Origin of the sequence: Photobacterium satsumensis (genome assembly GCF_050336935.1) — a bacterium.
In the GTDB taxonomy this organism is placed as follows: Bacteria; Pseudomonadota; Gammaproteobacteria; order Enterobacterales; family Vibrionaceae; genus Photobacterium; species Photobacterium satsumensis.
Genome location: NZ_JAKJSK010000019.1, coordinates 36,510 through 50,964 on the forward strand (window position 1 = coordinate 36,510; position 14,455 = coordinate 50,964).

General features: G+C 52.9%; 17 protein-coding genes and 1 other RNA gene. 8 read left to right on the forward strand and 10 right to left on the reverse strand.

Annotated features, from left to right (window positions below; genetic code table 11):
* Window positions 1-371: 371 nt before the first annotated feature.
* A complete protein-coding gene (gene nadB / locus L4D79_RS27110) occupies window positions 372-1,988 on the forward strand; it encodes an L-aspartate oxidase (protein ID WP_428656409.1) in 1,617 nt (538 codons plus the stop codon).
* Window positions 1,989-2,036: 48 nt separating this feature from the next.
* On the opposite strand, the gene L4D79_RS27115 is transcribed toward nadB, so the two are convergent.
* From L4D79_RS27115 to L4D79_RS27125, 3 genes are all read right to left on the reverse strand, one after another.
* A complete protein-coding gene (locus L4D79_RS27115) occupies window positions 2,037-3,866 on the reverse strand; it encodes a methyl-accepting chemotaxis protein (protein ID WP_428656411.1) in 1,830 nt (609 codons plus the stop codon).
* Window positions 3,867-4,059: 193 nt separating this feature from the next.
* Window positions 4,060-4,488, reverse strand: coding sequence for a protein YgfX (locus L4D79_RS27120; protein WP_428656413.1), 429 nt, complete (start codon window positions 4,486-4,488; stop codon window positions 4,060-4,062).
* Window positions 4,457-4,717, reverse strand: coding sequence for an FAD assembly factor SdhE (locus L4D79_RS27125; RefSeq protein ID WP_428656415.1), 261 nt, complete (start codon window positions 4,715-4,717; stop codon window positions 4,457-4,459). The genes L4D79_RS27120 and L4D79_RS27125 overlap by 32 nt, the downstream gene beginning before the upstream one ends.
* A 275-nt stretch (window positions 4,718-4,992) precedes the next feature.
* Between L4D79_RS27125 and ygfZ the strand changes: the two genes are divergently transcribed.
* Genes ygfZ through L4D79_RS27140 form a run of 3 tightly spaced genes read left to right on the forward strand, consistent with a single transcriptional unit; the run spans window position 4,993 to window position 7,388 of the window.
* Complete coding sequence (gene ygfZ, locus L4D79_RS27130; RefSeq protein ID WP_428656417.1) at window positions 4,993-5,973, forward strand: tRNA-modifying protein YgfZ; 981 nt, start codon at window positions 4,993-4,995, stop codon at window positions 5,971-5,973.
* Window positions 5,974-5,976: 3 nt separating this feature from the next.
* The gene (locus L4D79_RS27135; protein ID WP_428656419.1) at window positions 5,977-6,438 is read left to right on the forward strand and encodes an aminoacyl-tRNA deacylase; all 462 of its coding nucleotides are present in this window, start codon (window positions 5,977-5,979) and stop codon (window positions 6,436-6,438) included.
* Between the two features lie 11 nt (window positions 6,439-6,449).
* Window positions 6,450-7,388, forward strand: a complete 939-nt coding sequence (locus L4D79_RS27140; RefSeq protein ID WP_428656421.1) for a LysR substrate-binding domain-containing protein — start codon at window positions 6,450-6,452, stop codon at window positions 7,386-7,388.
* Window positions 7,389-7,468: 80 nt separating this feature from the next.
* On the opposite strand, the gene nqrM is transcribed toward L4D79_RS27140, so the two are convergent.
* Genes nqrM through L4D79_RS27155 form a run of 3 tightly spaced genes read right to left on the reverse strand, consistent with a single transcriptional unit; the run spans window position 7,469 to window position 8,444 of the window.
* Window positions 7,469-7,666, reverse strand: coding sequence for a (Na+)-NQR maturation NqrM (gene nqrM, locus L4D79_RS27145; protein WP_428656424.1), 198 nt, complete (start codon window positions 7,664-7,666; stop codon window positions 7,469-7,471).
* Entirely contained in the window at window positions 7,663-8,139 is a 477-nt protein-coding gene (locus L4D79_RS27150; RefSeq protein ID WP_428656426.1) for a NifB/NifX family molybdenum-iron cluster-binding protein, read from the reverse strand. Before L4D79_RS27150 ends, nqrM begins: the two co-directional genes overlap by 4 nt.
* Window positions 8,130-8,444 (reverse strand): DUF134 domain-containing protein, encoded by a 315-nt coding sequence (locus L4D79_RS27155; protein ID WP_428656428.1) that lies wholly within the window; start codon window positions 8,442-8,444, stop codon window positions 8,130-8,132. The genes L4D79_RS27150 and L4D79_RS27155 overlap by 10 nt, the downstream gene beginning before the upstream one ends.
* A gap of 462 nt (window positions 8,445-8,906) precedes the next feature.
* Here L4D79_RS27155 and L4D79_RS27160 point away from each other — a divergent pair, with 462 nt between their 5' ends.
* On the forward strand, window positions 8,907-9,107 hold the full coding sequence (locus L4D79_RS27160; RefSeq protein WP_107350108.1) for a DUF1107 domain-containing protein: 201 nt from the start codon (window positions 8,907-8,909) through the stop codon (window positions 9,105-9,107).
* A gap of 60 nt (window positions 9,108-9,167) precedes the next feature.
* Here the strand turns inward: L4D79_RS27160 and gcvH are convergent, their stop codons facing one another.
* The 4 genes from gcvH to L4D79_RS27180 all read right to left on the reverse strand — a co-directional run bounded on the left by gcvH (window position 9,168) and on the right by L4D79_RS27180 (window position 12,893).
* Window positions 9,168-9,554, reverse strand: coding sequence for a glycine cleavage system protein GcvH (gene gcvH, locus L4D79_RS27165; RefSeq protein ID WP_428656521.1), 387 nt, complete (start codon window positions 9,552-9,554; stop codon window positions 9,168-9,170).
* A gap of 275 nt (window positions 9,555-9,829) precedes the next feature.
* The gene (locus L4D79_RS27170; RefSeq protein WP_428656431.1) at window positions 9,830-11,038 is read right to left on the reverse strand and encodes an FAD-dependent 2-octaprenylphenol hydroxylase; all 1,209 of its coding nucleotides are present in this window, start codon (window positions 11,036-11,038) and stop codon (window positions 9,830-9,832) included.
* Between the two features lie 2 nt (window positions 11,039-11,040).
* Window positions 11,041-12,228: a 2-octaprenyl-6-methoxyphenyl hydroxylase gene (gene ubiH / locus L4D79_RS27175; protein WP_428656433.1), complete on the reverse strand. Its 1,188-nt coding sequence runs from the start codon at window positions 12,226-12,228 to the stop codon at window positions 11,041-11,043.
* A 29-nt stretch (window positions 12,229-12,257) separates the two neighbouring features.
* On the reverse strand, window positions 12,258-12,893 hold the full coding sequence (locus L4D79_RS27180) for a UPF0149 family protein (RefSeq protein WP_428656435.1): 636 nt from the start codon (window positions 12,891-12,893) through the stop codon (window positions 12,258-12,260).
* Between the two features lie 263 nt (window positions 12,894-13,156).
* On the opposite strand from L4D79_RS27180, the gene zapA reads away from it, so the two are divergent.
* The 3 genes from zapA (at window position 13,157) to L4D79_RS27195 (ending at window position 14,338) form a co-directional block, all read left to right on the forward strand.
* On the forward strand, window positions 13,157-13,459 hold the full coding sequence (gene zapA / locus L4D79_RS27185) for a cell division protein ZapA (protein ID WP_107349943.1): 303 nt from the start codon (window positions 13,157-13,159) through the stop codon (window positions 13,457-13,459).
* A 7-nt stretch (window positions 13,460-13,466) separates the two neighbouring features.
* Window positions 13,467-13,649, forward strand: a non-coding RNA gene (gene ssrS, locus L4D79_RS27190) — 6S RNA.
* A gap of 86 nt (window positions 13,650-13,735) precedes the next feature.
* Window positions 13,736-14,338: a 5-formyltetrahydrofolate cyclo-ligase gene (locus L4D79_RS27195; protein ID WP_428656438.1), complete on the forward strand. Its 603-nt coding sequence runs from the start codon at window positions 13,736-13,738 to the stop codon at window positions 14,336-14,338.
* Window positions 14,339-14,455: the final 117 nt, after the last annotated feature.

Here is a 14,455-nt window from a genome sequence, read left to right on the forward strand (position 1 = left end):
CCCGCATTTTTATCTGTTGTTACGGCTGGACACCCCAAAACAAACGTTTTTACGGGTACATCCAGTGCCGAACTCGCCTAGCTATGACGAGTATGCTCAATCAAAACAGTATGATAAAAATGTATGAGCGTGAGCACTATTTAAGACCTAGGGGAACTGGCAAAGTTCCCAAGGAAAAATCATTTCTCAATAATAGTGCGCGATTTTTCTATTGTATTAAAGCAGTATGTCTGCTGTGTGCACGCTTTGGTCACGCTGATTTGTGCATTATATCGCTTAAGGCGGGGGATTTGTGAACCATCCGTCAAAAATGAACAAAATGTACGGAATTTGGTAATATAGCGAGATTACCACAGGGATATGAAATCATTATGAACGAAAACCGTGAACATCAATGTGATGTGCTTGTTGTTGGTAGTGGTGCAGCAGGACTGTCATTGGCCCTTCGACTGGCACCCATGGGCAAAGTGATCGTCCTGAGCAAAGGACCGCGCAGCGAAGGAGCAACCTTCTATGCCCAAGGCGGGATTGCCGCCGTCTTTGATGAATCAGACAGTGTCGATTCCCATGTCGAGGATACCCAGATTGCCGGTGCCCACTTGTGTGATGAAGATGTCGTCCGCTTCATTGCTGAAAATGCCAAGCACTGTGTCCAGTGGCTTATCGATGGCGGGGTACCGTTTGACCGCGAAGAAAGCGACAGCGACGAAGCCCCTCGCTACCACCTGACCCGCGAGGGCGGACACAGCCACCGCCGCATCCTCCATGCAGCCGATGCCACCGGCATGGCGGTGCAAAACTCCTTGCAGGACAATGTTCACAACCACCCGAATATCGAGGTATTCGAGCGCCACAATGCGCTGGATCTGATCACTTCCCATAAGCTGGGACATACCGATCAGCCTAACCGGATCCTGGGCGCCTACGTCTGGAACCGCAACCTCGAAGCGGTGGAAACCGTTCGAGCCAAATTCGTTGTGCTAGCAACCGGCGGCGCCTCCAAGGTGTACCAGTATACCTCCAACCCGGATGTCTCTTCCGGTGACGGTATTGCGATGGCCTGGCGTGCCGGTTGCCGGGTCGCGAACCTCGAGTTCAATCAATTTCACCCGACCTGCCTATTCCACCCCGATGCACGTAATTTCCTGTTGACCGAAGCCCTGCGTGGCGAAGGGGCCTACCTGCGCCGCCCTGACGGTTCACGGTTTATGAAAGATTTCGATGAACGAGGCGAACTGGCACCGCGGGATGTCGTCGCCAGGGCTATCGACTTTGAAATGAAGCGCCTTGGTGCCGATTGCATGTATCTCGATATCAGCCACAAATCGCCTGAGTTTGTCACCAAGCACTTCCCGACCATTTACGAAAAATTGCTGACCTTCGGCATTGATATCACCAAAGAGCCGATCCCGATTGTCCCGGCCGCCCACTATACCTGTGGTGGTGTGGTGGTCGACAAACAGGGCCTAACCGATCTCAATGGCCTTTATGCTATCGGCGAGGTCAGCTACACCGGCCTGCACGGCGCCAACCGCATGGCTTCCAACTCCCTGCTGGAGTGTGTGGTCTACGCATGGGCAGCCGCTGAAAGTATTGCCAAGAACATGGACAGTGTCGAGCTTCCGCCTGCGCTGCCCTGCTGGGATGAAAGCCAGGTCAGCTGCTCAGATGAAGAAGTCGTGATCCAGCACAACTGGCACGAACTGCGCTTGTTTATGTGGGACTACATGGGCATTGTCCGTACCACCAAGCGCCTTGAGCGAGCGATGCGCCGGATCCAGCTGCTAAAAGACGAAACCGATGAGTACTACAGTAACTTCAAAGTCTCGAACAACCTGCTGGAACTGCGTAACCTGCTCCAGGTTGCCGAACTCATGGTTCGCTGCGCCCTAGAGCGAAAAGAAAGCATCGGCCTGCACTATACCCTCGACTACCCTGAAGCCGTTGACCCGGCCACGCCAACCGTGCTGATCCCGGACCAGCCGTAACACAGCAAATATCATAAAAAAACGAGCGCCTAATGGCGCTCGTTTTCTTTACACCCGGAACCCGGCAATCGCCTGTTCCAGCCCACCAGCTTGCTGGGCGACGGCCTGAGCCGCTTGTACATTATCGTGCGCCACCTCTGAATTGACCGAAGTCAGCTCGCTAATGGCCGTGACATTCTGCCCGACCTCTTCCGACACCACGCTTTGCTGCTCTACCGCCGCGGCGATCTGGTGGCTGGTATCCATGATCTGCTGCATATCCGTCATGATATGGCTGATTTGTTGCTCTGCACTTTCAGCCTGGCTCACACTCTGCCCGCCTAACTCGCGGCAATGGCTGATGTGCTCCACCACCTGCGCGGTCTGGCCCTGCAGGGAACCAATGATGGTGGTGATCTCTTCCGTCGACTGGCGGGTACGCAATGCCAAGGTCCGGACCTCATCGGCAACCACAGCAAAGCCACGCCCCTGCTCACCGGCACGGGCCGCTTCGATAGCCGCATTAAGCGCTAACAAGTTAGTCTGCTCGGCAATGTCTTTGATCACATCCAGCACCGAGCCGATATTCTCAGACAGACTCGACAGACTGGAAACTTGCTTGCTGGTATCGGCCAAATCCTCTGACAACTCGCCAATCTTTCGCTTGGTATCAGCCACTTCCTGCAAGCCATCGGTCGCACCTTGGTAGCCACGCTCGGCGTTGCCTGCTGCCGTGTCGGTATTGTTGGCAATTTCACGGATCGTGACGCCCATTTCGGTGACCGCCGCGGCAACAGACTCTGTCTCGCCCTGCTGCTGACGCAAGGCTTGCTCTGCATCGTTACTTCGCTGTTGGAGTTGGAGCGAAGCACTCCCCAACTCAGAGACAGCCAGTTGAACATCCCCCACCAGCTGGCGAAGGCTGCTGAGCAAGTGATTGAAATTCACTGCCATCTCGGCCAATTCGTCATTACCCTCCTGATCGGCCATACGAGTTAGGTCATGGCTGGTGGCAATTTCCGCCATCAACTGGCTCATACCCGACAGGCGGCGGTTGATTGACTGGCTGATCACCCAAGACAAACAAAGCAGGGCTATAACCACCAGCACAACAGCCACCAGCAATGTCGATGTCATCTGCTGCTGATCGTCAGCCACAACCCGCTCTAGCTGCTGTTTGACCGTGGTAAACATTTCTTCAACCTGATGAGCTTGGTTGCGGATATCTCCCCGCAGCCCCTGGTTGTGGCTAAGGCCAATCTGGACGAGTTGCTGGCGAACCTGCTCAGTCGCCTGCAAAAAGCGCTGGTAATCTTGCCCCAGCGCCACCGATAGCTGCGCGTCAGAAGCCTGCTTCGCAGCAAGGTAGCCCGTCACACTGTCTTGGGTGCCTTCCAGCACCATCACCTTGCTGGCCGTCACCAACGAAAATAGTGGCCCGATTACCTCAACCTGCTCATTGGCATCAGCGACCAATGTATTCGATGCTGCAAAATACTCACGCAACATACCGTTTTCATTCGAGAGCCCTAGCTGCTGGTAGCCAGTCATTAATGCCAGCATGCCCTGGCGGTAATTGGCCATCACGCTATCGAGCTGAACCAGCTCAGGGATTTGCAATGACAAGCTATCCGCTTGCTCCGACAACTGGGTGTCTAACCCTTCGAAACGAGAGAAGTTTTCCTCGAAGGTTGCCCGGTACTTCAGGTCCATCCGCATCAGGAAATCCTTTTCATTTCGCCGCAGGTTCAGCAGTGCCACTTCCATTTCACTGACTGTCGTCATCGCCTGGTTGAGGTTCACCACCCGTTGGCCTGCGGTTAGGCCAATGGCCAGCACCGCGCCCAATGCCGTGACTGAAATAAGTGTCAGTCCCAGCAACTTTATTTTAATTTTCATTACTACCCCGTCTGTCGTCGCACAATACTGCTTTGCTCGCAGCAACCCATGTTAATCGGCACAGTAGAAAATCTCTTGAAACAAAAAATGGCGCTTTCATGATCAAGCGATCCACTTCACACAAAAAATTACCGAAAGTTCAGGAATATGCCTGTTTTTGACTCGCTTAATTTTTTTTAGGCCATGAACAGGATCACGCTGATATTGAGCGGTAATGACGGGAGTACAGCGCTAGGCTGCGGTAGGCGGCAAGCGAGCAGGCATCAGGACAAATCGGCAGCCATATTCGCCCCTCGATGCCCTCAAGTTGCCAAACAAGGATCAGGCCAGATCGGATACGCGCGGTCCGCAGCCGCCATTGCTGGTTCTGCCAACGAATAACCCCTTGCTTGGAGATCTGCAGCCGGCCGGTCAAATGGCAAATGTCGGCAAAGCGCCTTTGCCATTCATCAAGCAGCCACCAGGCGGCAGCGAAGAACACGGGCCAAGGAATAAACTGGAGCACGGCACAAAGTAATAACAGAACAAGCGCACTGGTATATAGCAATGCCAGTGCGCCCATTAAACGGTAGGAAGGTGTAAGGGTTAGATCAGCGAAGCTTGCTGTTGTTGTGGGCGACAATCTTATCGACCATTGCTGCATGTGCCGGATTTTCACTACGGCCATGCTGCATCATCCAAGTAAACAGATCGGGATCGTCACACGTCAAGAGCGAGATAAAATCCTGCTGCTCTTGCTCGGAGAGCTCATCAAAACACGCTTCAAAAAACGGCATGATAAGCACATCCAACTCCAGCATGCCACGGCGGCAAGCCCACTTAACTCGTGCTTTTTCGTCTGCACTTAACATTTTACAACCTCATTACTGATCCCGGAGCGACCGTAGAAAGACCTAAACCGATGAAGATAGCCCCGGACGTTAACAATGCTCACCATACTAGCAGCCCGTTTTGCCAGCGACCATGAGGTAGCACAAACATTGCCCCAAGTTGAGAGCTAGGATCGATTTTGCTACGCAGGTTATGATAAGTCACCTCCAGCGGTAATATCTGACCGCCAATATTGCTGACAAATCACAACCAGCGCTTTAACATAGTCATAAATGATTTCTCAACTGGACGTCCCATGAGCAACTGGTCTGAAAACCTCAATTTTGATCGCCTTTCCCTAGCAACCGGCGATGCCCTGCCTTCTCTTGCCTTGGTAGATCTTACCAACTGGGCACTGGTTACCTTGATCGGCGACGACAAAAAATCGTACCTGCAAGGTCAAGTGACCTGTGACGTAGTCGGCTTGGCAGCTGACCAAAGTACACTGGCCGGCCACTGCGATGCCAAAGGCAAGCTGCGTACCGTATTCCGTTTATTCCACCACAATGATGGCTATGGTTTCCTGCAGCGCCGCTGCATTATGGATACCCAACTGCCAGAGCTGAAAAAATACGCCATCTTTTCCAAGGTCGATATTGCAGCCAGCGATGATGTTCTGCTGGGTATCGCGGGCAGCGAAGCCGATGCACAGGTTGCCCAGCTATTCGGTGGCGAAGGCGATGTCCGTGCCATCAATGGTGGTAGCGCGGTCAAGATTGATAGCCAGCGCTGGCTACTGGCACTCAACGCCGACGCGGCCAAAGAGGTTGCCAATCAACTGGCAGCCACAGCGACACTGAGCGACGATAGCCTGTGGGATTTGTACGATATCCACGCGGCTGTTCCACGCATCGATACAGCAACCGAACTGGAATTTATTCCACAGGCGGTTAACCTGCAGGCACTGGATGGGATCAGCTTTACCAAAGGCTGCTACACCGGCCAAGAAACCGTGGCGCGAGCCAAGTACCGCGGCATCAACAAGCGCGCGATGTACATTGTCAACGGCCCGGCCGAACACAGCCCGCAAGCAGGCGACAGCCTAGAGCGCAGCGTGGGTGAAAACTGGCGTAAAGGCGGTACGATTGTTGCTGGTTACCAATTTGCCGATGGCCAAGCGACGGCCTTGGTCGTGTTGCCAAATGATCTGGATGAAGGCACGGCTTTCCGCTTGGCTGGTACCGACGCAGTATGGCATCAGCAAGCACTGCCGTATTCACTGGATGACAACCGCTAAGCCATGAATACCCCGGTAACCCATTACCTCGACAAAGAAGGCGTGGAATACCGCCTTCTTCATCATAGCCAACCGGCCAAAACGATTGAGGAAGCCGCCCGCGAACGGGGCGTGGATCCCCAGCAGATGGTCAAATCCATCTTGCTCCGAGATATGGGCGGATTCCATGTGCTGGCATGTGTTCCCGGACCAGCCCAAGTCGATCCGAAAAAAGTCCGCGCGATGTTCGGCTGCCGCCGGATGACTTGCGCCGATGCCAGTGATGTGGAGAAAGTCACTGGGCTGGTGATCGGAACTGTTGCGCCAATCGGGCTCAAGCGCCCACTGCCGGTTATTTTCGACCACCAGATCACCGCCCACACTATGATCAATATTAGCAGTGGCGACCGGATGGCTGGCGTCGAGTTGGCAACCGATGATCTGCTGGTGCTGTGCGATCCTATGTTTGCCGATATCTGCCGTTAAATAGGAGCAGCATGAACAATATCAACTGGCGAGGCATTGACCTCAACCTGCTGGTCGCTTTTTCGGCCCTGATGGAAACCCGCAGTGTCACCAAAGCCGCCGCTAAGCTGTCCATCGGCCAATCAGCCATGAGCCACAACTTGTCACGGTTACGTGCTTTACTGGATGATCCGCTGTTCGAACGCCGCGGCCATCAGATGATTGCCACCGAGAAAGCGATTGAGCTCACCCCGGTGGTCGAGCACATCCTCCAGCTGATCACCAGCGAAATCCTCCAGCCGGACAGGTTCTCTGCCGAAGACTATCAAGGTACGCTGCGGATCGGCCTGACCGACTATGCCGAATTACTGTTCGCCCCGGCCCTGTTCGATGCAATCCGTAAAGCGGCACCGCACAGCCAGCTCAGCTTTTGCAATGTTGACCGCAATAACTACCAGCAGGCAACCGAAGCCCAGAAAATCGATCTTATCATCGGCTCGATGACCAACCTGCCCCATGAGTTCGACAGTCAGTACCTGTATACCGAAGACCATGTCTGCCTGTTCGATGCCAAGGCAACCGGCTTATCCTCACCGGTTGATCTGGCCAGGTATATCCAAACGCCGCAGGCTTTGGTTTCCCCGGATGGCAAGCTCATGACAAATATCGACAACCAGCTACAGCAGCAGGGTTTCCAGCGCCACATTGCGGTAGGCTCCAGCAGCTTTCTGACCATTCGCCACCTGCTAAGCGGACGAAACTTGCTATGTGTGGTGTCGACCCTGATGGCCAAGCTTGATGTATTCAACGATGAGCTGAGCCAATGCCGCCCGCCGGTCGATATTCCCGACTTCGATATCAATATGCTATGGCTACGCCGCAATACCAACCACCCCCGTTTGGAGTGGCTACGCCAGTGCGTTGGCGATGCCGTCACCATCCGGGTTGAAGAGCTACGTAAAGCCCATTGATGCCGAGCAATAATCGTGATGAGTGATACAAAAAAAGCGCAGATTGGCATCTGCGCTTTTTTCTTTCTCGCTATAACAAATTACTGTTTTGCTTCCGGTTCACTGATTTGATAGAGCTTGTGCTCGTCACAGGGCTCCTTGCAGCCACACTCCTTGTCGACCCCGACATTGGCAAGCCCGCCACAGCTCCCCTGGATGGCTTTTTTACGAAACACCCAGCCAATTGCCATCGCCCCAATCACCAGCAGAAAAATCAGTACCGTGAACAAATAGGTCATAGCTTAAACCCTCCGATCTTGGTCAGTCCCTGCACGTTGGCATTACCGCCGACTGTCATACCAATTTTAGCGGGGTTCTCGGTTTTCTTGCTGCCGCAACCACAACCGCAGCCGCCTTTTTCGCGCTTGCATGGCCGCCCCTGCTCAGCTGATAGCAGTGGCTCACGGCTTACTTTGCCATTCAATACCTCTTTTACCGACGATCGATTAGGCACCCGAAATACATCAAAACCAGCTTTCAGCAAACGGGCTAACGAGCGCTGGCCGACATTTCCAAGCAGCAAGGTTTTTACTTGATGCTCTGCCAGTTGGGCCTGAAGCTGCTTCTTGTGCTTGCAGCCCACCTCACGGCGGCCGCTATTGACCAGTTCGGCGACTAATTGACCTTGGTTATCGTAAACAAGAAAACCGGCGGCTTTCCCGAAATGCCCAGCCACTTCATGATGTGGTGTGACGGCGATGGCTATTGACATGATGGCTCCTTTTCAGTGTTTGGCTGAACGACAGTATCCAGCTCTAATGCCTTACCTTTAACCAAAGCGCTCGCCACCTTGTGTCTGGCTGCAGCCACGATATTGCCCAAAGTCTGACGGGATACTCCCAGCTCCTGTGCGGCGGCCTGCTGGCTGAGTCCATTGAGATCCACCAGCCTTAACGCTTCTAACTCATCAGCCGCCAGAGACAGGGAGGCAAGCTCTGACATCGGTACCCCATTGGGCTTGAAACAACTATAGGCTGGGCGACAACGGATCCGCCGCTGGATTTTCGGTCTAGGCATGGCTTAGGAGTAAAGTGTTGGCTAAAAGCTGTATTATTGGCATATGCCAATAATAATCTTTGATCAAAAACAGCTTTAGCTCAGATCCGTCCAGTTGATGTAATCAGCATTTTCATCTGTGTAGCACAACTTGCGACTTTTTTACTGATGTTTTTCTAGGCTATTTTACCGCCGGGATATTGGGTGTTGTTTTGCGTTTTGGGTCAACACAACCTCCTAAGTGACTAAAATTATTTAATTAAATGCAAATCATGCAATAAAGCATGAATAATATCCCAACCTGATAACTTAATTTTAAGCATAAAACAAAAGTATAAAACTCCAATCAACTCGCAAGACATAAAAGAAATGCCAATTATTAAGTTATTTAACATCATGATTATGCTGAAGACATCACAAAAGTATCATGCGCATTGTTTTATAATTCTTGCCGTCAAAAACAAAAGGAAAGGTTGGCTAACTATGCGGATGTTCAAACGCTACGTGCCCAAGATGATCGCAAAGCACGTAAGTCGTTTATTCAGTGGAAGGATCTACATTGACGGTCGGGGCGGCTATGAGTTCAACAACGGTCAATTGTTGGTGCCAGTGAAGGCCCAGCATCGCCATTACCAAACGGTAAGTGAAATAAACCAAGAAATTCGTCGCCTCAAAGACTGCTAATCTCGCAGAAAAAGAAAAGCCCATGATGGGCTTTTCTTTTATCCGGCACTGCCATGAGTGCTAGTCACTGTCTTCATCGACCAAGTCCGCGTAACTATCGGCATCGAGCAAGTCGGCAAACTCCCCTTCATCCTCGACCTTGAGCTGAAACAGCCAACCGTCACCATAAGGATCGCTATTCACCAGTTCAGGTGAGCTTTCCAAATCTTCATTGATGGCAATCACAAATCCGGATAATGGCGCATAGATATCAGAAGCCGCCTTCACCGACTCAGCAACCGCACAGTCTTCACCTGCATCCGTCGCTGCATCGATTTCCGGCAAATCAACAAATACCATATCACCCAGTAATGACTGGGCATGGTCGGTAATACCCACAGTAAATACCCCATCACCTTCGGGGCGTACCCACTCATGGGTATTGGTAAACTTCAACTCAGAGGGAATATTGCTCATAGTGAAACTTCCTTATGAAAGCCAGTATTTGTTGGGGCTAACAAGATGAAATCTAACGCCTGGGCCAGTTACGGCAAGCTCTGTTTTATTCCTGATATTTAATGTAGGAGAAAATCACCAAGTTGGATAACAATTTTTTGTCATTTCATTATAATCCATACAAAACAATGAATTAAATATAGAGCTATCGGCTTTACGACCGTAAAAAGACACAAAAAAGCCGCCTACTGGCGGCTTAAGATTGACGTGATGACAGACGCTATCACTCAGTGACGAGCCAGTTCAGGCAGCTCTCCACTCAGTCCCAACGCCCGACGCATAAATTCGTCCTTTAACCCCGGCGCTTTATCAGCAAACAGCATACCCAAATCACGAACCAGCTTTTTAGCTGGATGACTACCATCGAACAGATCCCTGAAGCCCTGCATCGCCGCAATCATTTTTGCCGCTTCTGCTTTACGCCAGCGCTCATAGTTACGCAGGTGACTCTGGCGTCCGATATCTTTCTCTGCCAGCCACAGTTGCTTAAGCTCCTGTGCCAAGCTCGCCGCATCCAACAAGCCAAGGTTTACCCCCTGGCCGGCAAGCGGGTGGATAGTATGGGCAGCATCCCCCACCAACGCCACACGCTCGCGGACAAAGTCGCGGGCATAGCGCATCTTGAGCGGAAAGGCCTGTCGCTCGCCTTCAACACGGCACAAGCCAAGGCGATTATCGAATGCCGCGGTCAGGTGTTTGTTGAACTCCTGCTCAGGCATCTCGCACAGCAGGCTTGCCTCTTCCGGCGACAAAGACCAAACAATCGAGCACAGATCCGGCTCAGCCAGCGGCAAGAAAGCCAGTGGCCCTTCTGGGCGGAATACCTGCCGCGCCGTGTCCTGGTGCGGTTCATGGCATCGAATGTTGGCGACAATCGCGCTGTGGCCATAGTCCCAGTGGGTCAGAGGAATGTCTAGCTGCTGGCGCAACCAGGAGTTGGCGCCATCGGCACCGACCACCAGCTTGGCGGTCAGGTTACGGCCAGACTCTAAGCTCAACCAAGCTTCACTTTCGCCAAAGGCAATACTCTGACATCGCTCCGGCGCCATCAAGGTGACATTGGGCAGTTGCTTGACACGATCCATCAGCGAAAGCTGAATAACCCGGTTCTCAACGATATGTCCCAAATCAGGCTGGGCCAACCGGGCTGCATCAAAGGCAATATTGGCAAAGCTGTCCTGCTCCCATACCTGCATCTTGCTGTACGGCGCCATTCTCCGAGCAGCCATTCCTTCCCAGGCTCCAACCCGGCGCAGGATACGCTCACTGGCCCGACTCAGCGCCGAGACCCGGACATCCGGTAGCGGAGACAAGTCCGTATCAGGCAGCTTGCCTTCAATCACCGCAACCCGCAGTTCGGTATCAGCCAGGGCTGCTGCCAGAGTAAGGCCGACCATACCGCCGCCGATAATAGCGACATCAACACTTTGCATCATGATTATCTATCTACCTGTCCCATCGCCCGCCGTACCAGCGGAGCTTTCAATACATCTACACATTCCATCGCCATCAAACCAAGGTTACGACCTGCGACAAAAGGCATGCTGTCGTTGGCAAAAATACCAACCAAGCCTGCGGTCATACCCACCGTCGCTTCACGATCCGGCTCCCGGCGCTGACGATAGCGGCTCAATACCCGTGTATGCCCGGCATCACCGGCTTGGGCCCACTCACAACAGATTTCCTCGGCCAAGCTCATCACATCGCGCAAGCCAAGGTTGAACCCCTGACCGGCAATCGGATGCAGTGTCTGTGCCGCATTGCCAACCACGGCGACCCGATGAGAAGTCAGGCGCAGGGATTGACGCAATAACAACGGATAGGCATGGCGTACACCGGTATGGCTCAAGCGGCCAAGCCGCCAGCCGAAGGCCTCCTGAAGCTTGGCAAGAAACATCTCGTCACTCCAACCCATCACTTCAGCTTGATCGCCAGGGCGGATACACCACACCAATGAACTACGGCCTTCCGACATCGGCAACAAGGCAACCGGCCCATGCGGGGTAAAACGTTCAAACGCTCTGCCCTGATGCGCCTCATCCGTGGTCACGTTGGCGATCACCGCCACCTGCTCAAAGTCATACTCACTGCGGCCGAGCCCCAGCATGTCACCCACAGATGACTGGGCACCATCGGCGGCAACCACCAACCGGCTTTGCAGTTGGTCACCATTATCCAAGATCAGATCAACACCGTGCTGATGACGCTCGATCCCGGCGATCTTAGCCGGACAAATCAGATCAACACGATCCAGCTTAGCCAGTTTGCGGTGGAATACCCGTCCTGCATCCGCCAGTTCAACGACATAACCCAAGGCATCCACTGCCCGCTCACGGGCATCGAGGTGGACAATGCCGGCGTGACCACGATCAGAAACGTGGATCTGGGAAATGGCGGTCGCCACACCAGAAAGCGCCTGCCAGCAACCGATACTATCGAGCTGTTGGGCCGACCCCAGAGAAATAGCAATGCTGCGCGCGTCATAGCCAGGATGTAGATCCAGCTTCGGCTCTACCGCTTCGACAATGGCAATCTTGAGCTGTCCGCCACCCAGTTTATCCAATGCAATTGCCAAGGTTGCGCCGGCCATTGCACCACCGGCTATCACGACATCGTACTGCTTCACATCCGTCCCTTAACTGAAAAGTCCTACACTTAGTGGAGAGTTGGCTTGTCTGCTGGGTCTGCCGTTTCATCTTCAGCATCACCGCGTTGGCTTAGACCGATCAGGCACGTCAGCACGCACTCCGGCACATAAGCCACCACGTTATCGAATAACATCGCCTGCTCTTGCATATCTTCGTCTTCATCAACGCCAAGCTGGGCAATTTCTTCCAACGCCGCCACCGCTTCGGTGACATCGTCAGACAACTGCTGCTTGTTCATCCCCATCAGGCCGAGGCCAGAAATAAAATTGGTCACCCATTCACTCAGCGCCTCGGCACGTAGCATCAGTTCACCATCTTCACTAGGAAGCAACAATTCAACCGTGAAATCAACATCAGCCAACTCGGCGGCCGTCGAGGTGAAAAGAGTTTGGGTCAAGCCGCCCAGCTCGCGGGCAGCCGCGTCAAATACCGAGCGGACAACCGTTTTAGCTCCATCGGTCATCGCATCGCCCTGGTTGGCATAGTCGCAAATCGGTGCCAGCCACTGCTCACCGTCAACAGCCATACCGCCGCAAATCATCCCGCAGATCAGGCCATGCAGCTCTGACGGGGTTACGGCCAAACCTTGCTCTTTCAGCATTGGCTCTAGGGTTTCATAGGCAGGGAGTTTTACGTCGCTCATGGGCTGTTCACCTTATTGTCATGGGTGTAAATCGTCTTTGTGGTATGCTACCACTTATACAAAAGATCAGTCACTCGGCATTTCCGGTCTAGGACGATGTTTACCCCAATCTGGTTAATATCTGATTAATTAGACACAATTCGTTCTAAAGCATGACGGGCTCACTTGCATGTTGATAGGGCTTTTTCTATATTGGGCCTCCTAGCGCATATCGCAGCGGAATGCCAAATTGGACGATCTGGCACGGAGCAGATTAAACATTTATGAGTAACCAGGCAGTAGAAATTCAGGTATATGGCCGCAGCTTCAAGGTGAACTGCCCAGCAGGCCAGGAAGACGCCCTGCGTGCAGCAGCCGCCGATTTTGATCAACGCTTAAAAGATCTTTCCGAGCGGACCAAAATCACTAACGCCGAACAGCTGCTGATGTTTACCGGTTTGAACATTTGTAACGAGTTGCATAGCGAGCGCCAAGAACAACAGCGCAATGCTGAAAAACTATCCAATAGAATCAATGAGATGGAAGATTTATTGGAGAAAGCATTGCAATATCAGCCAAAGCGTTGATAATGAATTGACCCTGGGGTGTGCGTCAGCGGATTAACGTCCCCGAGCCGATAAGCAAAAACCCAGGATCAGCTTTAATTAGCTATTGAGCAAGCTCGGCCCGTACCGAGAAGCCTACGGTTAATGTTGCTGATCCACCTTGAACATCTGGTTCAAGGGCCACAATGCGCAACGGCACCTTGGGGCATACCTTTTCAGATGCGCTTAACCAGCAAATACTGCTGACAGCCATCGCTCCCACAACTCCTCAGAACCTTTTTTGTCACTGGACGACCTATGAGATCTGCGGTACCTGCATCAGCCACTCGGCAACAACTTCGCAAGCAAACCCGTGAGCATCGACGGCAGTTAACGTCTGTCCAGCAGACACATGCCGCGCGCGATTTGCTCGAACACTGCAAGCAGGCCACCAGCATACTCGATGCTCAGCATATTGCCCTTTATCTCGCCAACGATGGTGAACTCGATACCACCCCGGTGATCGAATGGCTATGGCAACAAGGAAAAGAGGTTTACCTGCCGGTACTCCACCCGTTTAGCAAAGGTCACCTGCTGTTCCTCCACTACACCCCAACAACGCGAATGAACCGCAACCGCTATGGTATTCAAGAACCGGTTTTGGATATCCGGCTCGTCAAACCTGTCATTGAGCTCGATACTATCTGCACCCCTCTGGTTGCTTTCGACAATACCGGTCAGCGGCTGGGAATGGGTGGGGGTTATTACGACCGAACCTTGAGCCTGTGGCACAGTGAACGACGTGGTCCACGCCCAGTCGGTTTAGCCCATGACTGCCAGCAAGTCGACAGCCTGCCGTTTGAAGCTTGGGATGTCCCGCTCCCGGAGATCATCACCCCGTCCTACCATTTTCGCTGGTAAGTACCCGCTAACCGTACGAGCCAAACCAATATACTGGTTGAAAACCCACCGCCTGACGCAAACGTTTGTTTTTTCTGTGCCACAACCTCCTCCTTAAGCCTATGTTATTAATAGAAT